Origin of the sequence: Dactylosporangium sp. CA-139066 (assembly GCF_050936175.1) — a bacterium.
Taxonomy (GTDB): Bacteria; Actinomycetota; Actinomycetes; order Mycobacteriales; family Micromonosporaceae; genus Dactylosporangium.
On sequence record NZ_JBNJNH010000001.1, the window covers coordinates 2,559,426 to 2,578,522 of the forward strand.

Genomic DNA, 19,097 nt, shown 5'->3' on the forward strand with positions numbered 1-19,097 from the left:
CTGATCTTGGTCGGGCGCCGGGACCTTGGACGCCAGACGCTTGCCTGTAGCTGTCGTGTGGAACTCACACTTTGGACCGCCGCTCCGACCGGCGACCGTCAACCCGAAGCCGAACGAGGCTTGGCTCATTGTCAGGCGGCAGGGGTTCCGGGCCACTCGTGGCCTGCCGGAGCACGGTAATACACGGGCAGAATGTCGAAATGGGCGATGACACGCGCCGACACCAGCTGAACCGGGCCGCCGCCCTGGTACACCAATTCACCGCGGGCGGCGGGCCGGCCGATCTTGACGAGGCAATAGGCATCGGGCGGGCGCTCGTCGACGCCGTGACCGAGCCCGACCTGCGGGCGGTAGTGCTGAACAACCTCGGCCACGCCCTGCGGATGCGGGCCAGGGTGGGCCGGTCGCGGGCTGACCTTCGCGACGCCGTCGACGCCTTGCGGGCGGCGACGGCGGGTGCGCCCGCGTCCGGGTTGGTCCGGGCCAGGATGTTCGGCAACCTCGGTCACGCGCTCACCGAGCTGGGCGAGCAAACGCGCCGGGCCGCCTACCTGGACGAGGCCGTCGGCGCGTTCCGGGCGGCCGCGGACAGCGTCGGCGCAGGCGAGCCGGGCTACCAGCAGGGGATGTACGAGCTGGCCACGGCGCACCGGAGCCGCTTCATGCGCGGCGGCGACATCGGCGAGCTCGACTCCGCCGTGGACGCGTTGCGGGCGGCCGCCGACGTCGACACCGACGGGCCGGTCGGCAGCGCATCCGTGCTGAACGCGCTCGGCAGCATCCTGCGACTGCGGTTCGAGCAGGCCGGCAGGACCGCGGATCTCGACGATGCGGTGGCGGCGCACCGGGGCGCCGTGCAGTGCGAGCCGGTCGACGAGTGCGACCGCGCGCTCAGCCGGTCCAACCTGGCCGGCGTCCTGTGGATCCGTTCGGAGGTGACCGGGCCGGCCGAAGACCTGGACGAGGCGATCGACCAGCTCAGGCGGGCGGTCGGCGGGCTGCCGCCGGAGCACGGGCGGCGCGTGGAGGTGCTCGCCGACCTCGGCAATGCACTGCAGCAGCGGTACGCTAGGTCCTCCGTCCCGGCCGACATCGAGGACGCGATCGCGACCCTCACTGAGGCCGCCGCGCTGCCGTCCGAGGAGCAGGAGCGCCGGGCGCTCGCGGCCGATCTCTCGAACGCGCTGACCTCGCGCTATCGGATGCTGGCCCGGGGTGCGACCGGCGGGGCGGGGCACGCGGCGGCGCTGACTGACCTTGGCCACGCGCTGACGGAGCTGTTCCACCGGACCGGCGAGCTGACGTACCTCGACCAGGCCCTGCGCGCCTACTGGGGCGCGCTCGAGGACTTGCCGCCCGACCGGCCCTCCCGCGGCCTGGGCATGGCGAACCTCGTCGCGGCCCGCCGGCTCCGGTTCGACGCGACCGGCGACCAGCGGGACCTCGTCGCCGCGGTCGCGCTGGGCCGGCACGCGTTGGCCGGGTTCCCGCCCGGGCACCCGGCCCGCGCGGCGGTCCTGATCAGCGCAGGCGAGGCCGTGCTGAGTCTGGCCATGCGATCGCCCGACCCCGCCGTGCTCGACGAGGCGACCGCCATCCTGCGGGAGTCCGTCGAGGCCGGGGGCGTGGCGGGCCGCACCGGGCTGGCCGCGGCGCTCATGACCCGGTACGAGCGGGCGGCGCGCCGGGAGACGCTCGAGGAGGCGCTCGAGCAGCTCCGGTCGGCGGCGGCGGAGGCCTCGGGGCCCATCGAGCGGCCGCCTACGCTCAACAACCTGTGCGGGGCGCTGCTCAACCGGTACGGGTGGACGAGCGCGACCGAGGACCTCGACGCCGCCGTCGAAGCCGGGCGGGAGGCGGTGGAGCTCAGCCCGGAGCGGCATTCGCAGCGGCCGGGCTTCCAGTCGAGCCTGGCCGGGGCGCTGCGGCTGCGGTTCGCGCGGACCGGGCGCCGGGCCGACCTCGACGAGGCCGTGGCCCTCTACCAGGCGGCGGCGGACGCCCTGCCACGCCGTCATCCGGCGACCGTGATGGTGCTGTACAACCTGGGCGGCACGCTCGCGGCCCGGTTCGAGCAGACCGGCCGCCGGGCCGACCTCGACCGGGCGATCGACCTGGGGCGGCGGGCAGTGGACGAGAGCGCGGGCGACGACCCGCGGCGGGCCATGTACCTGTCCGAGCTGGGCAACGGGCTGCGCACCCGATTCGACCGGACGGGTGACCCGGACGACCTCGACCGGGCGCTGCAGGCTGGGCGAGCCGCCGTCGCAGCGGCCACCGCCGACCAGCCGGGCTACCCCGCGTACGTCTCCGGCCTGGCGCTCAGCCTGCGCGAACAGTTTCTCCGAACCCGCGACGAGGCGTTCATCGACGAGGCGGTCGACCGGCTGCGCGCCGCGGTCGACCGCGCGCCGGCCGGAGATCCCAGACGGCCCGACCTGCTGTCCGGGCTCGCCGTTTCGCTGCTGACGCGGACCGATCTCGATGCCGCCGTCCGGTCCGCCCGCGACGCGGTCGCCGCGGTGCTGGCCGACGACCCGCGGCGGGCCGCTTTCCTGGCCAACCTCGCGATCGCGCTCCGGGCCCGGGCGACCGCGACCGGCGCCGCCGCCGACCGGGACGAAGCGCGGCGGCGCTTCGAGGAGGCCGCGCGGACGCCGACTGCGTCCCCGCTGATCCGGGTCCAGTGCGGCCGGTCCTGGGCCGAACTGGCGGGCGACGGGGGGCGCTGGGACGAGGTGCGCATCGCGTCGCGGCTCACACTCGACCTGCTGCCGCGCCTGGTGTCCTGGGATCTGCCGCGCGCCGACCAGGAACACCACCTGGCCCGATTGGATGGCGCCGCCCGGCAGGCCGCAGCTGCCGCGCTCGCCCGCGACGAGGTGGAGGCGGCTGCCACGCTACTCGAGGAGGGCCGCGCGGTGCTGCTCGGTCGCGTGCTGCGAACCGACGCCGAGCTCAGCCGTGCCCACCCGGACCTGGCCGAGGAGCTCGACGACGCCCGTCGGGCCCTGCTGGCCGGCCCGGAACCCGTCGGCTGATCGGCCGATCTCGGCGACGCGCTACTGGCTACGGCCGGGTGATGCGGCAATTACCAGTAGTGCCGTGCGGCGCGCTCATCGCGGCGCTCGGTGTGGCGGCCCCGACCCGCCGCCCAGGTACGTCGATGCACGCTCATAGCCGCGATCAGCTCGCTACGGAACGTCCCCGCTGAGCCAGCCGGGCGTAGGCCACCGGTTGACCTACGGTCGTGACAGACTCTCGGCGTGATGGATGGCGAGTTCCGGACGCTGATTGAGCAGGCGCAGGCGCGCGGAGGTGAGTGACGAGCGTGGGTTTCCGTCGGGTTCCGCGATCGGTGCGGTCCTGGTGGAGCGGCTCGCCCGAATGCCGTTGGAGCGCATCGTGGCGTTTGATGTGTGCCGCGCGAAGGTTGTCGGACGCGTGCACCAATGGGGAGTGTGCGCCGCCACGTTCGTCGTGTGGAAGTACTTGTCCGACGACACGTTCTCCGACTTCAAGGCAGGGTTGCTGGGGCTGGGGCGGGATGCCTTCGAGCGGGTGGTCGCCGTGCCGGATGCGTTGGCGGACGTTCCGGTCATCCAGGCCATCGCGGCCGGCCAGGTCGACCGGTTCGCCCTCCATGGCGAGGCGATCGGCGCTGCGGCCGCGGAAGCGTACGAACGTCGTACCGACGATGCGGACGCGTTCTGGGAGGCGCTTGAGGCGCTGCCGGCCGAAGCTTTCCGTGGTCAGGAGCGTTCGGCAGTCCAGAAGACGCTGAGCGGATTCCGGTCGAGCTTCCTCGGCTGCACGCGTTGTTCAACCCACCAATGCGGTGACGGCCTACGCCGGACCCGACATTTACGTCCGGGACGAACGCCTGCAGCCAGTCGCCCTATGAACTGGAGCCCGTGCAGCGCTCCGACCGCTTGATCATGCTTGCGCCCCTGTCGCCGGCAGCAAGCGGCCAGCTTGATCACGTTTCCGCTATGCCGCCTGACAACGCTCGCGCGTGTGGAACTAACGGCAGACGCGACCACCGAGAGTGAATGATGGCGTGGGGTCCCACTCGATGAGGTTCCCCTCGTAACGTGGAGGCCAGAACTTGGGGGATAGAGGTTCATGGCTGAGACGAGACGTCGGTTCGATCCGGAGTTCCGCCAGGGAGCGGTCCGGATTGTGCGGGAGACGGGCAAGTCGATTGCGCAGGTGGCGCGTGATCTGGGGATTAACAGCGGCACCCTGGCTAACTGGGTGAAGCAGGACCGTGAGGTTCGTGGCGAGGCCGCGGCCGGGCAGTTGTCGGAGGACGAGCGGGCCGAGTTGGCCCGGCTGCGGCGCGAGAATGCGGAGCTGGCGATGGAGCGTGATGTCCTCAAGCGATCCGTGGTCCTGTGGGTCAAGGAAGCGACGGGCCGGTGAGCGTGGCCGGGTTCATCGCTTCCCAGAGGGCCGAGCATGATGTGCCGCACGCGATCGCCTGCCGGGCCCTGGGTGTCTCGGAGTCGTGGTTCTACAAGTGGCGTGACCGGCCGCCCACACCACGGCAGGACCGCCGGACCAGGCTGACGGCCGCGGTCCGGAAGGTGTTCGACGACTCCGGCGGCACCTACGGCAGCCCGCGCATCGGTATCGAGCTGCGCGAACAGGGCTGGCAGGTCTCGGACAACACGATCGCGCAGCTCATGGCCGAGCTCGGCCTCGTCGCGCGGGTCAAGCGCCGCCGGCGGGGACTGACCCGGCAAGGGAAACGGCCTGCCGCTGCGGACCTGATCAAGCGCGTGTTCACCGCGCCGGCGCCGGATGTCGCCTGGTGCGGGGACATGACCGAGATCGTCACCGGCGAGGGCAAGCTCTACCTCGCCACCGTCATCGACCTGTACTCCCGGCGCATCCTCGGCTACGCCATGGGCGAGCACCACGACGCCGACCTGGTCGTCGCCGCGCTGAACATGGCCGCGGTCACCCGCGGCGGCAACGTCGCCGGCGTGATCTTCCACAGCGACAGGGGCAGTGCATACACCTCGGCCGACTTCGCCCGAGCCTGCGCCCGCTGGAAGGTACGCCAGTCGATGGGCCGGGTCGGGTCATGCTTCGACTGTGAGACTGGTAGTCGCCGGTAGGCGGCCTGACTCTTGTTATGACTGACCCCGCGGTTTGGGTGTCCTTGCTGTTGAACTGTCGTCTGCCTGCCGGTGCAGCACCAGTGGTGCTGGCCGGGCGGGCAGTGACCTCATAGGAGCCTGATCGCAACAGGTCCCGTCACAGTCCCGTCCACCCGACCGGCCAGCGTCGCGAACCCCGTCGTCTCTGGTCTGAGGTGGAGAGAGCCCGCAATGCCCAGCATGAACCGCGATCCCCGGCTGCGTCGAGTCGTCATCGGCGTCGACACCCACAAGCATGTGCATGTCGCCGTCGCCCTGGACGACATCGGCGGCCGGCTCGACGCCCAGTCGTTCCCCGCCGACAAGGCCGGCTACGAACAACTGCTGGACTGGGCAGCATCGTTCGGTGCCAAACGGCTCGTGTTCGCCATCGAGGGCACCGGCTCCTACGGTGCCGGGCTGACTTCAGCCGTCCGGCGCCGCGACATTGGCGTCATCGAGGTCCTGCGCACCGACCGGCGCGACCGCCGGCTTCGCGGCAAGAGCGACACCATCGACGCCGAGAACGCGGCCCGCGCCGCACTCAACGGCACCGCCACCTCGGTCCCGAAGACCAACGACGGCACCGTCGAGATGCTCCGCCAGATCAAGGTGGCCAAGGATGTCGCAGTCAAGGCGCGCACCGCCGCGATGGTGACCCTCAAGGCCGTCATCGTCACCGCCAGCCCTGAGCTCCGTGAGCAGCTCCAGCCACTGTCGAAGATGGCGCTGATCGAACGCTGCGCCGGACTGCGCCCCGGCAGCATCGACACTGTCACCGCCGCGACCAAACACACCCTGCGTGCCATCGCCCGGCGCTGGCAATACCTCAACGACGAGATCAAGACCCACGAAGCGCTGCTGATCGAACTGACCGGAACCCTTGCACCGCAGCTGGTCGAGGCGTTCGGTATCGGAGCAGACACCGCGGCGGAGGTACTGATTGTCGCCGGCGACAACATCGACCGGGTCCGCTCCGAACCAGCCTGGGCCCGACTCTGCGGCGTTGCGCCGATCCCCGCCTCCTCCGGCATGACCAACCGCCACCGACTCAACCGCGGCGGCCACCGCCAGGCCAACGCCGCGCTCTACCGCGCCGTCATCGTCCGCATGCAACACCACCAACCCACCCGCGGCTACGTCGCTCGCCGCACCGCTGAAGGCAAGACCAAAGCCGAGATCATCCGCTGCCTCAAACGACTCCTCGCCCGGGAAATCTGGGCCCTCCTCCGCCCGCTACGCAGCACCAATGCGGCAACTTGACAAATATAGGAGCGTCAACGCCGTGGCCGAGGCCACCTTCTCCACCATCAAGGTCGAGTACGTCCACCGACGGCAGTTCCGCACCCGCGCTGAGGCACGGCTGAAGATCGCTACCTGGATCACCGACTTCTACAACCGCCGCCGGCGTCACTCCGTCTGCGACGGGCGTTCGCCTATCGACTACGAGCGATCAATGACGCGAGCGCTGGAGGCTCAAGCCGCATAACGGAGTCCTCCACGATTCCAGGGGATTGACACGACGCGGGTGGGGCCTGTTATGGACGTCATGGCGGGGCCACCGATCTCCGCCGAAGCCACGGCCGCGTACTGCTCGAACCTGCACGTGTGCTGTCCCGTCTTCGTGAAGTTGCTCTAGTCTTGGTGAAGTTGGTCTGATCCGTCGTTCTGTCTTGATGAAGTTGCCGGTTCTCAGTTCGTCGTTGTCGGCGCTGGACTCGCACTGGAGCCCGGGGCGGTGGTGCAGCGGTCAATCATCGGGGTGAGTGGGCGTAGGGTCTTCGGGTTGAAGCGGACCTGCCACTCCTCGCCGGCGGTGGTGTGCACGACCAGGGTGTCTCCGCCGGCGAGCGTGGCTCGGCTGAACGTCCACGCCTCCTCGTGTTTGGCGGCCCATTCGTCGTCGATGAAGCAGCCGAGGTCTCCAGTGCCGTCGCGGCTGAACAAGCCGTCGCGGGTGCGCAGGCGTAACAGCACGTGGCGTCCACTGCCCACCTCGGTGACCTGCCACGCGATAACCTGCAGGGCGCGGTCCGCGGCGACGACCTTCGGGGCGTGGGGCTCGTACTCCTCCAAGCTTGCGCCCACCAGCCCGACGGCGCCGACAAGCAGTCCCAGTGCGCCGGCACCGGCCTGGGCGAGCAGCCGCGGGGTGCCCTCCGGCACCAGGCTGAGCAGCGCGACGATCGTCACGACCGCGGCGAGAAACCCGACCAGGAACGGGTGGTTGAGCGGGCGCAACGCGACGTGCCGGCCGTGGTCGGCGTCGACCGCCGCGACCACCGTGAGGATCACCGCCATGGCGGTGACAACAAGCGCTGCGACCGCGGTCCTGCGACGCATGCGTGCATTGTTGCAGAGCGATGTCAGAGCATGGGTAGCGCGCCTGGGAGGACAAGTTACGCAGGAGAGCGGTAGCGGATCCGTTGTTCCCCATGTGCAGTCGCACGGCCGCGGTGTGTGCTGCGTGGTTGGCGGCGCGCAGCGCGGCGCGTGTGGGGTTGGGTTCGACGGCGACGACACGCACGCCCGGTTTGCTCGTCTGATCGCCGCGACGAGGGAGCCGTCCCCGGCGGACGGCTCCAGGACCAGCGCGCCGGGCGGCAGGTATTGCAGGTCGGTGTTCGGTACGGCGCAGAGCTCGTCGGCGAGGTCATCTGGGGTGCGAACGTCGTCGTTACCGGCACGGGCCGGGAAGGCGGTGCTGCCGGTTGGGGTTGTCGGCATCGAACCGGCGGGCACGGGCGGCATGGGCAGCTGTCCTGTTCACGGGGTGGATGCGGGCATGCAGGAGCAGCCGCGCCGCTCGCCGGAGTCGGCAGGCGGCGCGGCTGTGGGTGAGTGCGGGATGGCCGAGATGGGGGATGCGGGTCGGGGGTCGGGCCCACGGCTGATTGCGTCGATGAGTTCGGACGGCGCCCGCTGACCTGTCCAGGTCGTCCTGTGTCGGTACGGAGTTCAGCTGGCGGGTGGTTCACGGTGCCGCGCTACCGGTTGGCCCGGCGGGCGGGGTGGGACGGCGGCGAGGACGCGGACGGTGGTGGAAGCGGCGATGGGTGCGGTGTCGGGGCCGCGGAGGTAGGCGAACACGTACCGCCAGCGGCGCAGTGATCGTTCGGGTCCGTACGGTTGTTGCCGCCAGAAGCCGGAGACCCAGCGCCGGACCTGTGGTGTGGGCCGGTCGGGTGTGGCTGCTGCCGGCGACGGTTGCGCGGTGCGTGGGTGTACGGAGCGGCCCCGGAGCTGGACCAGCCGGACGGTGGGCAGTGGGCGGCGGCTGCGCCGGTAGGCGCGTGCGATGCGCTGGTCGGGTTCGACTTCGACGGTTTCGGTGCAGCGCTGGGCGATGAGTAGCAGCGTGGTCGTCAGCAGCGCCATCTCGTCATTGGCCGCGGGTGCCTGTTGCCGGGCGTGGGTGGCGGAGGCGACGGGGAGCAGCCAGCCGATGTCCTCGCGGAGGTGTTGCAGCGCCGGGGGTGGCAGGCCGGCGCCGATGGCGCGGTAGGTGGTGATCGTGACCTCGTCGGTGGTGGTGGTCCAGGCGGCGGCGCTGATCCGGTGCGGGCCGTGGGGTTGGGCCCAGAGCAGCAGGCCGTGCGGGACCGGCAGGTCGGCGGGGGTGAGCACCGTGCCGGCGGGGAGGTTGGCGGCGGCGTGGCGGGCGAGGTCGGTGAGTTCGTCGTCGATGGCGTACAGGTGGGCCTGGTCGAGCCCGTCGGCGATCCTGCGCCGGACTGGGCGGTCGAACGCGGTGAGCGTGGTGGCGTCGGCGCGTAGCAGCCTGACTGCGGCGTCGCGGGCTTTCGGCAGGGTGGTGGCCGGGATCGGGGTGTGGGGCCAGTCGGTGGTGGTGAGCAGGGTGGCGCCGGGTCGGCGGGTGGCCAGGACGGTGGTGTGGATGCGGTGCACGGCGTGGGCGGCGATGGTGTCGGTGGCCCAGCGGGTGCCGTCGAGGGCCCGGCGCATGAGGGGCGCGGCCTTGCCGTCGTCGACGAGGCGGGCGCAGGTGATGCACGCGGCCCAGGTGTCGCCGAAGTTGTGGGTGGTCTCGGTGTCCTCGCCGATGGTGACGGCGTGGACCGGGCCGCTGCGGATGGACAGGATCGGGTAGGGGTTGCTGCAGAAATTGCAGTCGCGGGCCACGGCGGTGAGCTGGTTGGCGGGGACGGGTACCGGGCGGTGGTCGTAGTCGCGGGGGCCGGTCGGGTGCAGGTGGGAGACGCCGCCGCCGGGGGTGCGGTAGGTGTTGAGGATCCGGCCGCAGGTGGCGCAGGCCATCTCGGCGGACGGTCGGCCGAGCCGGCGCGAGGTGATCGGGCTGGCGGTCACGGTCGCCCTCCGGGCTGGTCGCAGGGCGAGGTGTCGATGGCGCGCAGCAGGGCCGGGTGCTGCCCGGGCCGATCGGTCTGCTGGCGGGGGGAGGGTGCGCTGCCGGCGTGGCCGATGCTGTGGCGCGCGGCGAGCGTGCCGAGCGGCAGGTGGAGACGGTGCATGGCATGGGCTCCAGAAACGAGGGACGGGAACGAGAAAGGACCCGCCACGTGGGCGGGTCCTGGGCATGGCGACGGGATGTGGTTCGGGCCGTAGTCCATGGGGGTTCAGGGGCCGCGGAGCCGGATGCGGGCCTCGTCGGCTTCGGTGAGCACTCGAGCGGGCAGGTGGGTGATGTGGTCGGCCAGTGCGCGGGTGATGCGGTGCCAGCCGTCGATCACGAACGGTCCGGTCCCGGAGATCGGGGCGATGAGCAGCGGCCGGGACAGGTCCGCGGCCGCGGCCCGGGCCTGGTTCACGCCGATGAGCGGGGCGATCCCGGCCAGCACGGTGATGTCGGTTCGGCGCACGGGGTAGTCGGCGGCGATGGCGTTGCCGGCCGTGACATCCCAGGCCCAGGCGAGGAACCGGAACACCTCCCGATCGCCTTGCGGGTCGCCGTTCACCGGTCCACCCCAGGCTTGTCGCTGGCCGGGACGCCGGCCAGCTGGTGCAGGTGCGCGACGAGGCGCTCGTAGCGGTGGATCTCGGCGGTGAGCACGTCGCGTTGTGCACGGCGTGGTCGCAGTTCGTCGCGGATCACCTGATGCAGGCGGTGGTGTGCGCTGCGGCGGGCGGCGGCGAGCATGAGCGCGTCGCGGCCCGGCAGGGCCTGCCAGTGGGTGCGCAGCGTGTCGATGACCGCGGCGACGTAGGCGGCGGTGCGGTCGGGCACCGGCCGGCTGGTCATCGGTCCGGCGGCGCGGTGCACGGTGATGTCGCGGCGGGTGAGCGGCTCGGTGGCGGCGGGGTCGACGACGGTGCCGCCGATGAGGTCGATGCCGTGGACGGCGGGCCGGTCGACCCGGCCGTCGGGTCCGTCGCCGTACTCGACCGCGACGCGGGTCGGGACTGCGATGTCGCGGTCGGGGTGGGGCCGGAACACGAACACCGCGGAGAGCCGCCGCGCGGAGACGAGGTAGCGCACCGCCCCGGTCGCCGGGTCGAGGGTCTCGAGGACCGTCAACGGCCCGTACGGTTGCGGCAGCGGCAGCCGCAGGGTGCGGGTCATGGTCGGTCACCGCCGTTTGGCGGCTCGATCCGGCCGGTCGCGGGGATGCCGTCGACCGCGATCCGCACGTCGGTGTCGCCGTGGGCGTCGACGGCGATGCCGAGCGCCTGCCGGCCGTCGGTGTCCAGCCGCCGGCTGATGGCGACGCGGCGACCGGCGACCCCGACGGTCAGCTCGATCCTGCCGCGATGCGGCGCGGCAACGTGCAGCGTCAGGCCGTGGCCGGGCGGCAGCAGCGGCCGGCATGGGCGGCCGGAGCTGCGCAGGATGGTGGTGATCCGGTCGATGGCGGCGAACACGTCGCCGTGGCGTCGCCGCAGTGCCTGGTGGATCTGGTCGAGCGCGTCACGGTCGGCGGCGGCGTGGCGGTCCGGGGGCCAGGGCATCATGGCCGGCCCGCCTCGTCGAACGCGGTCCGCGCGCCGCGTACGACGTGCCTGTGGCGGTGGGTGCCGCGCAGCAGCGCGTGGACGCGGTACGGCAGATCGCCGGTGAGGCCGAAGCCGGGTCTGGTGCAGCCGGCCCCGGTCAGCTCGGTGAGCAGCCCTGCGGGTTCCCGCACGGCGAGGACCCACGCCTGGCCGCTGTCCGGCTGGTACAGCAGGCAGAACAGGGCACCGTCGGCGCCGATGACGCACAGCTCCGCACGGTCGCGGTCGCCGGTCACCGGCCGGTCGACCCGCACCGGCCCGTTGGCAAGCGCGGCGGCGACCCTGGCCTCGAACGCGGCCGGGTCGGTGATGACCCCGGCCCGGGCCGGCATCCGCTTCGCGCTGTCGGGTCGGTGCGCGGCGGAGGCAGTGCGGTCGTGGACCGTGGCAGCGAGGGTGGTGGCCAGTTGCCAGTCGAGGTCGCGGTAGCCGTCCGGCTCGAACGGCACCCGCTGCCCGGGCAGCTCGATGCCGTAGCCGGGCAGGGTGGTGTGCAGCAGCGGGTCGCGGACCGGGAACACGGTGATCCGGGCCGGTAGGCCGGCGACGGTCAGGTCGTAGCCGAAGACCTGCACGCCGCTCAGGTCGTCGCCGTGGACGAGGACGGGCGGGGCCACCGGCGTCCCGAGAAGGTCGGTGAGGTAGTGGCTGATGTCCCGGCCGAACGTGACCGCGCCGTGTTCACCGCGGACCGGCAGGTCCGGGATCGGGTGCCGGTCGGCGCCCGCCGGCAGGGGTGGTGGGGCTGGAGTGCGGAACATGACGTGTCCTCCTGAACGAGGGGAGGGAATCGGGTTGGAGACGGCAGCGCCCCGGAGCGGCAGGCGGTCCGGGGCGCGGGGGATGGTCGGACGAGGGGCGGTCAGGGCATGCCGACGCCGATGAACGCGCCGGGCTGGCCGCGGACGATGGTCAGGTCCCGGTGGGTCAGGGCCAGGAGTTCCAGGACGAGGTGTGGATGGTCACCGGCGAGCCGGAACCCGTCCTCGGTGCAACCCGCCCCGGTCGGCATCTCCGCTCGCGGCCGGGCTCTTGCACCGCGAACACGGCCGCGCGGCCGGTTTCGGCCCTATACAGCAGCCAGAACACCGTGCCGTCGGTGGCGATGACCGCGACCTGGCCGGGTTCGCGATCGGCGGCGCCGAAGATCCGGTCGACCCGGGCCGGGCCGGTGCGCAGGGCCGCGTCGAACCGTTCCCGGAACGCGGCCGGATCGGTGATGATCACGACGCCACCGCCGGCGCATCTCCGGGCTGCGGCGTGCCGGCGGCCTCGCGTGCGCGCCGGTCGGCGGCGATGCGCAGGTCGTCGACGGCGATCCAGACCGTCCGGGCGAGCTGCCAGTCGACGTCGCGGTAGGTGGACACCTCGAACGGCACCCGGACCCCGTCGACGTGGATCGCGTAGACGGGGACCGGTTCCCGCAGCAGCGGCAGCTTCACCTCGAAGCTGGTGATGACGACCGTGTGGCCGGCGACGTCGCAGGTCCAGGTGCACACCTTGGGCAGGCGCCGTTCGTCGCGGCGGTTCTCCCGGTAGCGCGGCGGCTCGATGTCGGCGAGCAGCAGGCCGCGCAGATGCGTGGTGATCGCCCGGCCGAAGGTGTGGACGCCGTACTCGCCGGGGACGGGCTCGGCGGTGATCTGGCAGGTGTAGGCGTCGTCGGCCAGAGGCGGCGGTTCAGGGGTGCACAGCATATGGATCTCCTTCAGGGCAAAGGGTTTCGGGCACAGCGACCAGGGCGCCCGGACCGCCTGGGGCGGCGGTCCGGGCGCGGCCGGGCGAAGGTTCAGGCGTGGGCGGCGGCGAGGCGCATCGCCTGGACCGCGTTGCTCTCCAGGTCGAACGCGGCGTCGGCGTCGTCGAGGGTCTGCGCCACCGACGTGACCGCGTGCATCACGCCACCGGCGGAGATGTCACCGCCGCGGATGAAGTGCGCCAGGATGCTGTCCTGCTGCTCCTCGGTGAACCGCAGCTGCTTGCCGACGACCTTCAGCGTGGCGTCCGGCTCCTTGAGCTCGGTGCCCGCGGTCGTCTCCAGCTCGCGGAGCATGTCGGCGACGTAGTCCGCGTCGAGGAACGCCCGCACCGCGTCGGTGGCCCGCGAGGTGATGAGTTCCAGGGCCTTGGTGTTGGTCTCGGTCGACCACTCCACGACGCCGTCGTCGTCGGCCAGCCGGCCGCCGAGGTGGGCTCGCCGCAGCACGTTCTCGGCGATGACGAGGCCGTTGGAGCAGACCTCGAACCGGACCCACGGCTGGATGGAGAACGCCCCGCAGCCGGTCTCGGAGTTGGTGATGGCCAGCCCCGCGGACACGATCGGCAGGTCGCGGCCGGAGCGGCCGTTGAACGGTGACCGGTAGTTCGCCAGGAGCTTCGGGGCCATCACCTGGATCTCCGGGGAGATCATCTTCACGTACATGCGGCGGTCGGTCAGGTCGCACGCGACGACGTCCACGGCCGTGCCGGCCCGGCGGATGCCCTCCAGGGCGGACATGGCCACGTCGAGGTTGTCGATGCGGGCGTACTTCGTGGACAGCACCGCCCGCGCGATCCCGCCGCCGGCGTTGTTGCGCAGGACCCGGATGAGGAACCGGCGGTCAGTGCGGGTCAGCCAGCCGTTGACGTTCTCGTCGTACAGGTCGGGGTGCTCGGTGGCGAGCTTGCGCAGGTAGGCGGTGGGGATGCCGAGCTTGTCGGCCAGGCCGGCGTTGGCGATGTCGTTGGGCTGGTAGACCCCGGCGGTCATGGTGACGCCGTCGGGGGTGAGTTCGGGCTCGGTCTCGTCCAGCACCAGGTGGCCACCGGCGGCGCGCATCCGGCCGGAACCGGCCTTCACGTCGAGCCGGCGGGTGGACTGGTCACGCAGTAGGTCGATGAGCTGGCCGAGCTGCAGGTTGCGGGTGTCGGACATGGCGATGGTGGGTGCGGACACGAAGGGACTCCTCGAAGACGCGGGGCATTCGGTGCGCCGCCCAGCCCGCACGCGGCGGTGCGGCTGGTGCCGGAGGTGCCCGTCACGACAACGGGCTGAGCGGCGGTTCCCGAGGGCCTCCCCGTGGGGGCTGGGAACGAGGGCCCGCCGCCCGCCTGAGCGCAGCTGACGTCACAGCCCGTGCGCCGGGCCGGAGCCAGGCGCCAGGCAGCTCCCTGACCGTCAGGCCAGGGAGCTCGCGGCGCCCCGGCTCAAGCAGGGGCTTGACGACGGCCAGCCAGGCGGGAGCGTGAGGCCTCGAACCAGCCCCACAGGGCGAGGCACCGGGCCGCCGCCACCCTCCATTGACCAATCGGAAGCCATGCGAACGCGCTGACCCGACGCCGGGGGTCCCCGCCGGCTGGCATTCGGGCCGCTGCGCCGGCCGGCCCGCATGGTCGTCTCGGCGCAGATCGCCGGGGACGGCAGTGTGGGTGGTCACCCCAGGTGCGGGGCCATGTCGCGGGGCAGCGCAACGCTACCGACTTTCCGGCGCAGTCTCTTCACCCCGGTCGGCCACGGACCGGGCGAGGGTGTCCCGCCGGTGGCCGCGGCCTTGGGCGATCCGTCCAGATCGCTGTCGGGCGCGGGCGCGGTCGCGTCGGCCGCTGGTGCCGTCGCGCGTCACCGCGGACCGGCGGTCGTGTCGTCGTCCGGCGCCGGCGGCCAGCCTGGCATTATGTCGGCGGGGCGGAGCTTGGACTGGATCGCGGCGACGACGATCAGGGCGATGAAGTTCTGCGGGTCGACGGCGGCGGTGCGGCGGGCTGCGGCCAGGGCGAGGGTGCCTTCGCCGCGCATCCAGCAGCACCAGGCGGCCAGCGCGGTCGGTGCGGCGACGTACGGCTCCGGGATGCGGCGGGTGAGGTCCAGCCACAGGTTGCGTTGCCACATGTGGTTGGTGGTCTTGCGCCAGGCGGCTTCCCGCGCAGGGCGGCGGCGCAGCAGCAGCGCCAGCCGCGCCGCCTCGAGGTCGGTGAGGCGCTGGTCGAGCATGGCCCGCTCCAGCAGCTCGTCGAGCTCGGCGAGTTCCGGCCGTTCGATGCGCCGCGCGTCGTGGAACGCGGCCTGCATGCCGGCCTGCGCTTCGACGTCGGGATCGGTCAGGGCGAGCAGGTCGGACCGGGACGGCCACGCCACGTCGCCGGCGACGGCCGCGTGCGCGGCGGTCTCGGTCGCGCGGGCGTCGAATCGGATGCCGGTGGTGGCGTCGCAGGTGCAGCCGCGGTCCAGACAGTAGTAGGCGCCGGCCGAGACGAGGCAGGTGTAGCTGATGTGGATGTGCGGGTCGACGGCGTCGATGAGGGCGGTGACGGTGCCGGTGGCGGTCAGCGGCCCGTACCCGACGATCAGGACCGCCTGGGCGCCGGTGCGGGTGGCGGTGTCGCGGATCTCGTCGGCGAGGGCGGCGATCGGCGCGTCGATGTCGACGCTGCCGCAGACCAGGAGGCGGTGGTCCGGGCTGAGGTAGAGGATGACGATGCGGTCGGACGGGTGGTACTGCAGGAGGTAGGGGATCTTGCCGAGCAGGTCTTCGGGGGTGCGCAGCAGCTGTACTGCGGACGCGTCGTGCATGCGAGCACTCCTGATCACGATGCCGACCGCACCGGTTTGACGGCGACGGTCGAGCGGCGTCGAGCTCGGCAGCCGCCGGGCCCGATCGGCACGTCCCGGGCCGGTGGTGGCGGCCCGGGCCGTGCTGACCCGATGCGCGGACCGTCCCGACGGCCGCGGCCAGGCAGAGGCCGCCGGTCCGCGGCCGGTTCGCATCGCACCTGTGTGCACGCTGGAGCGGTGATGCGGTCGGTGCCGGCCGGTGTGCCTTGCCGGGCAAGGGCAGGGGCGGTACAAGCGCGGCAGGGCAGCAGCGTCCGGACGCCACCTGACCGGCTTCGTGCCACCCGGCCGTGGATGTGCTGGCAGCGGTCAAGCGGCATCGGTCCGCGGACCAGCCGGGGTTGCGGCCCTGCGTCTGTGCTGGCCCGGACGGTCTATCGGGGCTGGTCGTTGTCGAGGCGCAGGCGTTGCCGTTGCAGGGCGATCAGGGTTTGTGCGGGGGCCTGTCAGCTGTCATCACCGGTCGGGACGGGCGATGTACCGTCGGCTAGGGCGTGCAGGGCAGGAACGTGGGCGGCGTAGGCGACCGCTGCTCCCTTTGGGGAACGCGGCTGGAGAGTGGTCAACGGCATTCGCGGCGGGTGCGGGAGGTCTTTGCCCGAGCGGCCGATGTGTTTTCCCGCCGGTTCAGCAGCCCTGACCGGATTCGAACCGGCGCTATTGCTCGCGGACGCTGAAAAATCCTTTCTGACGGACAGTTGAGTCCCGGCTCGCGGACACCGGAATTCCTGGTGGGCGGTCAGGTGATCTCCGTCATGACCTCGTGTAGTGGATCTCCCCGGCGGGTTGGCTGGCGGGTTGCTGACCTTGCCGCCGACCGCACCGGGGAGACCGTGACCAAGTCTGACAGGGAGATCATGGAAATTTTGGAGGCGTGCGACCTGACCGGGTGCGCGCACTCGGCGGGGCAGTTGGCCGGGTGTGACCCGAAGACGGTCCAGCGGTATGTGGCGCGGCGGGACGCCGGCGGCGGGGATCCGTTCGCGCGGGCGGTCCGGCCGAAGCTGATCGACGCGTTCCTGCCGAAGGTTGAGGAGCTCGTCGAGGCGTCGAAGGGCAAGGTTCGCGCGGACAAGGTGCATGAACGCCTGGTGGCGTTGGGGTTCGCCGGCACGCAGCGCACGACCCGGCGGGCGGTCGCGGCGGCCAAGAGCGCGTGGCGGGCTGGGCGGCGGCGCACCTACCGTCCGTGGGTGCCCGAGCCGGGGCTGTGGCTGCAGTTCGACTGGGGCGACGGGCCGCGGATTGGCGGGCGTAAGACGAGCCTGTTCTGTGCGTGGCTTTCCTGGTCCCGGTTCCGGGTGGTGATCCCGACCTGGGACCAGACCCTCGGTTCGTTGATCGCGTGTATGGACGCGACGCTGCGCCGTATTGGGGGCGCGCCGACGTATCTGCTGGGTGACAACGCCCGCACGGTCACGGTCGAGCATGTGGCCGGGGTCGCGGTGCGCCATCCGATGGTGGTCGCGGCGGGCCGGCACTACGGGGTCACGGTGCATACGTGTGAGCCGTTCGACCCGGAGTCCAAGGGCGGGGTCGAGGCCACGGTGAAGGTCGCCAAGGCCGATCTGGTGCCCACCGAGGCGAACCTGCGCGGCGAGTACGGCTCGTTCGCCGAGTTGGCCGCGGCGTGCGAGGCGTGGTGCGAGCACATCAACGCCCGCCCGCACCGCGAGACCGGCGTCGCGCCGGTCGAACGCCTCGCCGTGGAGCGGGGCCGGCTGCACGTGCTGCCGGCCAGCCCGCACACGGCGGCGCTGGGTGAGGAACGTCTGGTCGGCGACGACCAGACGGTGCGGTTCGGGTCGGTGCGCTACTCCACCCCGCCCGGACACGTCGACACCAGGGTGTGGTGCCGGGTCGTCGGCGACGAACTGGCGATCGTCGCGATGGGCCCGGCCGGAACCGTCGAGATCGCCCGGCACGCGCTGTCCACGCCGGGCAACCCCCGCATCCTCGACGTCCACTATCCGCACCATCCCGGCGGCAACCACCCCCGCCCGCCCCGGCCACGGGCCAGGTCGAAGGCCGAGGCGGACTTCCTGGCCATCGGTGACGGCGCGCACCAGTGGCTGATCGAGGCCGCCGCGACGGGCGTGGTCCGGGTCCGGGCGAAGATGGCCCGGGCGGTCGAGTTCGCCACCATCCTCGGCGCAGCCCGGGTCGACCAAGCGCTCGGCCTGGCCGCCGCGGCCGGCCGGTTCGACGAGCACGATCTCGGCTCGATCCTGGACCACCTCGACCGCCGCGGCGCCACCGGCGACCTGGTCCACGCCGACGAGACCCACTCTGCCCAGCCCGGCACCAGCGGCTGGGGACGGTTCGGCCGATGAGCCACCACGAACCGGTCCACCGGGTGCATCTGGACCGCGACGACGTCGACGACCTGGCACGGCTGCTGCGCCGGGTCGAGGACTGGCTGCGGCACGCCGGTGCCGACACCCGCGACGACCTCGCCGAGTTCCTCAACGGCCCCGGCAACGGCGTCCTCGCAGCCACCGGACTGCTCCACGCCCTCGACCACCACACCCTGCAGCTGCACCAGTTGCTGCGCGAACAGGACACCCAATGACCCGACCGACAACCCGACGCACCACCCCACCAGCAGCAGCACCCGCCGCGCCGGCCCTGCCCGACGAACTCGACCGGCTGCTACGCCGGATGCGGCTGCCCTACCTGCGACAAGCAGCGCCCGACGTCATCGCCACCGCCAAAGCCCAACGGTGGGACCCCGCCGAGGTGCTGCGCGTGCTCATCAACGAGGAAGTCATCGGCCGCGACGCCGCCACCCGACGGATGCGCCGCAAGACCGCGAACTTCCCCACCGGCAAGACCTTCGGCACCTGGCGACCGGACCAGTCCTCCATCCCGGCCCCCACCCAGCAGGCCCTGACCACCCTGGAATGGATCAGCCGGGCGGAGAACCTCGCCGTCGCCGGACCCTCCGGCACCGGCAAGAGCCACTTCGTCGAAGCCCTCGCCCACACCGCGATCGAGGCCGACCTGCGGGTGGCCTGGTTCACCCTCGAAACCCTCACCGGCACCATCGGCAGGGCCAAAGCCGACGGCTCCACCGCCCGCACCGTCGCCCGGATCTGCCGCAGCGACCTCATCATCGTCGACGACATCGGCATGCTCCCCGCCGGACAAGACGCCGCCGAAGCGTTCTACCGCATCGTCGACGCCGCCTACGAACGCCGCTCCATCGCCGTGACCAGCAACATCCACCCATCCGGCTTCGACACGATCATGCCCAAGACCCTCGCCACCGCGACCGTCGACCGGCTCCTGCACCACGCCCACCTGATCACCACCGAGGGCGACTCACACCGCCTGCAACAGGCCCTCGCCGGCAAAGGAGTCAAAGCCTTGACCTAACCCCACCA

The 19,097-nt window shown here is 71.9% G+C and carries 20 protein-coding genes; 9 read left to right on the forward strand and 11 right to left on the reverse strand.

Going from position 1 to position 19,097, the window contains the following annotated elements; all coding sequences use genetic code 11:
• Nucleotides 1-200 precede the first annotated feature (200 nt).
• The 6 genes from ACQEVU_RS11765 (at nucleotide 201) to ACQEVU_RS11790 (ending at nucleotide 6,636) form a co-directional block, all read left to right on the forward strand.
• A complete protein-coding gene (locus ACQEVU_RS11765) occupies nucleotides 201-3,041 on the forward strand; it encodes a hypothetical protein (protein WP_433322762.1) in 2,841 nt (946 codons plus the stop codon).
• A gap of 277 nt (nucleotides 3,042-3,318) precedes the next feature.
• Nucleotides 3,319-3,936: a DUF4240 domain-containing protein gene (locus tag ACQEVU_RS11770; RefSeq protein ID WP_433322763.1), complete on the forward strand. Its 618-nt coding sequence runs from the start codon at nucleotides 3,319-3,321 to the stop codon at nucleotides 3,934-3,936.
• A 189-nt stretch (nucleotides 3,937-4,125) separates the two neighbouring features.
• Complete coding sequence (locus tag ACQEVU_RS11775) at nucleotides 4,126-4,425, forward strand: transposase (protein WP_433322764.1); 300 nt, start codon at nucleotides 4,126-4,128, stop codon at nucleotides 4,423-4,425.
• Nucleotides 4,422-5,126 carry an IS3 family transposase gene (locus tag ACQEVU_RS11780; protein ID WP_433322765.1) on the forward strand — a complete coding sequence of 235 codons (705 nt, stop codon included), beginning with the start codon at nucleotides 4,422-4,424 and terminating at the stop codon, nucleotides 5,124-5,126. Before ACQEVU_RS11775 ends, ACQEVU_RS11780 begins: the two co-directional genes overlap by 4 nt.
• A 222-nt stretch (nucleotides 5,127-5,348) precedes the next feature.
• Nucleotides 5,349-6,410: an IS110 family transposase gene (locus tag ACQEVU_RS11785; protein ID WP_433322589.1), complete on the forward strand. Its 1,062-nt coding sequence runs from the start codon at nucleotides 5,349-5,351 to the stop codon at nucleotides 6,408-6,410.
• 22 nt (nucleotides 6,411-6,432) lie between these two features.
• Nucleotides 6,433-6,636, forward strand: coding sequence for an IS3 family transposase (locus ACQEVU_RS11790; RefSeq protein WP_433322766.1), 204 nt, complete (start codon nucleotides 6,433-6,435; stop codon nucleotides 6,634-6,636).
• Nucleotides 6,637-6,839: 203 nt separating this feature from the next.
• Here the strand turns inward: ACQEVU_RS11790 and ACQEVU_RS11795 are convergent, their stop codons facing one another.
• The 11 genes from ACQEVU_RS11795 to ACQEVU_RS11845 form a co-directional block, all read right to left on the reverse strand.
• A complete protein-coding gene (locus ACQEVU_RS11795; protein ID WP_433322767.1) occupies nucleotides 6,840-7,490 on the reverse strand; it encodes a hypothetical protein in 651 nt (216 codons plus the stop codon).
• Nucleotides 7,491-8,105: 615 nt separating this feature from the next.
• A complete protein-coding gene (locus tag ACQEVU_RS11800) occupies nucleotides 8,106-9,476 on the reverse strand; it encodes a hypothetical protein (RefSeq protein WP_433322768.1) in 1,371 nt (456 codons plus the stop codon).
• The gene (locus ACQEVU_RS11805) at nucleotides 9,473-9,640 is read right to left on the reverse strand and encodes a hypothetical protein (protein ID WP_433322769.1); all 168 of its coding nucleotides are present in this window, start codon (nucleotides 9,638-9,640) and stop codon (nucleotides 9,473-9,475) included. Before ACQEVU_RS11805 ends, ACQEVU_RS11800 begins: the two co-directional genes overlap by 4 nt.
• Before the next feature lie 105 nt (nucleotides 9,641-9,745).
• Nucleotides 9,746-10,084 (reverse strand): hypothetical protein, encoded by a 339-nt coding sequence (locus tag ACQEVU_RS11810; RefSeq protein WP_433322770.1) that lies wholly within the window; start codon nucleotides 10,082-10,084, stop codon nucleotides 9,746-9,748.
• Nucleotides 10,081-10,689: a hypothetical protein gene (locus ACQEVU_RS11815; RefSeq protein WP_433322771.1), complete on the reverse strand. Its 609-nt coding sequence runs from the start codon at nucleotides 10,687-10,689 to the stop codon at nucleotides 10,081-10,083. The genes ACQEVU_RS11810 and ACQEVU_RS11815 overlap by 4 nt, the downstream gene beginning before the upstream one ends.
• Entirely contained in the window at nucleotides 10,686-11,078 is a 393-nt protein-coding gene (locus ACQEVU_RS11820; protein WP_433322772.1) for a hypothetical protein, read from the reverse strand. Before ACQEVU_RS11820 ends, ACQEVU_RS11815 begins: the two co-directional genes overlap by 4 nt.
• Nucleotides 11,075-11,881 (reverse strand): hypothetical protein, encoded by an 807-nt coding sequence (locus ACQEVU_RS11825; protein ID WP_433322773.1) that lies wholly within the window; start codon nucleotides 11,879-11,881, stop codon nucleotides 11,075-11,077. The genes ACQEVU_RS11820 and ACQEVU_RS11825 overlap by 4 nt, the downstream gene beginning before the upstream one ends.
• 166 nt (nucleotides 11,882-12,047) lie before the next feature.
• The gene (locus ACQEVU_RS11830) at nucleotides 12,048-12,347 is read right to left on the reverse strand and encodes a hypothetical protein (RefSeq protein ID WP_433322774.1); all 300 of its coding nucleotides are present in this window, start codon (nucleotides 12,345-12,347) and stop codon (nucleotides 12,048-12,050) included.
• Nucleotides 12,344-12,817: a hypothetical protein gene (locus ACQEVU_RS11835; RefSeq protein WP_433322775.1), complete on the reverse strand. Its 474-nt coding sequence runs from the start codon at nucleotides 12,815-12,817 to the stop codon at nucleotides 12,344-12,346. Before ACQEVU_RS11835 ends, ACQEVU_RS11830 begins: the two co-directional genes overlap by 4 nt.
• Before the next feature lie 92 nt (nucleotides 12,818-12,909).
• Nucleotides 12,910-14,055: a DUF932 domain-containing protein gene (locus ACQEVU_RS11840; protein WP_433322776.1), complete on the reverse strand. Its 1,146-nt coding sequence runs from the start codon at nucleotides 14,053-14,055 to the stop codon at nucleotides 12,910-12,912.
• 663 nt (nucleotides 14,056-14,718) lie between these two features.
• Nucleotides 14,719-15,669: a DUF4192 domain-containing protein gene (locus tag ACQEVU_RS11845; protein ID WP_433322777.1), complete on the reverse strand. Its 951-nt coding sequence runs from the start codon at nucleotides 15,667-15,669 to the stop codon at nucleotides 14,719-14,721.
• A gap of 899 nt (nucleotides 15,670-16,568) precedes the next feature.
• Between ACQEVU_RS11845 and istA the strand changes: the two genes are divergently transcribed.
• Genes istA through istB form a run of 3 tightly spaced genes read left to right on the forward strand, consistent with a single transcriptional unit; the run spans nucleotide 16,569 to nucleotide 19,089 of the window.
• Complete coding sequence (gene istA, locus ACQEVU_RS11850; protein ID WP_433334902.1) at nucleotides 16,569-18,044, forward strand: IS21 family transposase; 1,476 nt, start codon at nucleotides 16,569-16,571, stop codon at nucleotides 18,042-18,044.
• The gene (locus tag ACQEVU_RS11855; RefSeq protein WP_433322424.1) at nucleotides 18,041-18,283 is read left to right on the forward strand and encodes a hypothetical protein; all 243 of its coding nucleotides are present in this window, start codon (nucleotides 18,041-18,043) and stop codon (nucleotides 18,281-18,283) included. The genes istA and ACQEVU_RS11855 overlap by 4 nt, the downstream gene beginning before the upstream one ends.
• The gene (gene istB, locus ACQEVU_RS11860) at nucleotides 18,280-19,089 is read left to right on the forward strand and encodes an IS21-like element helper ATPase IstB (RefSeq protein WP_433322422.1); all 810 of its coding nucleotides are present in this window, start codon (nucleotides 18,280-18,282) and stop codon (nucleotides 19,087-19,089) included. Before ACQEVU_RS11855 ends, istB begins: the two co-directional genes overlap by 4 nt.
• The last annotated feature ends 8 nt before the right edge of the window (nucleotides 19,090-19,097 follow it).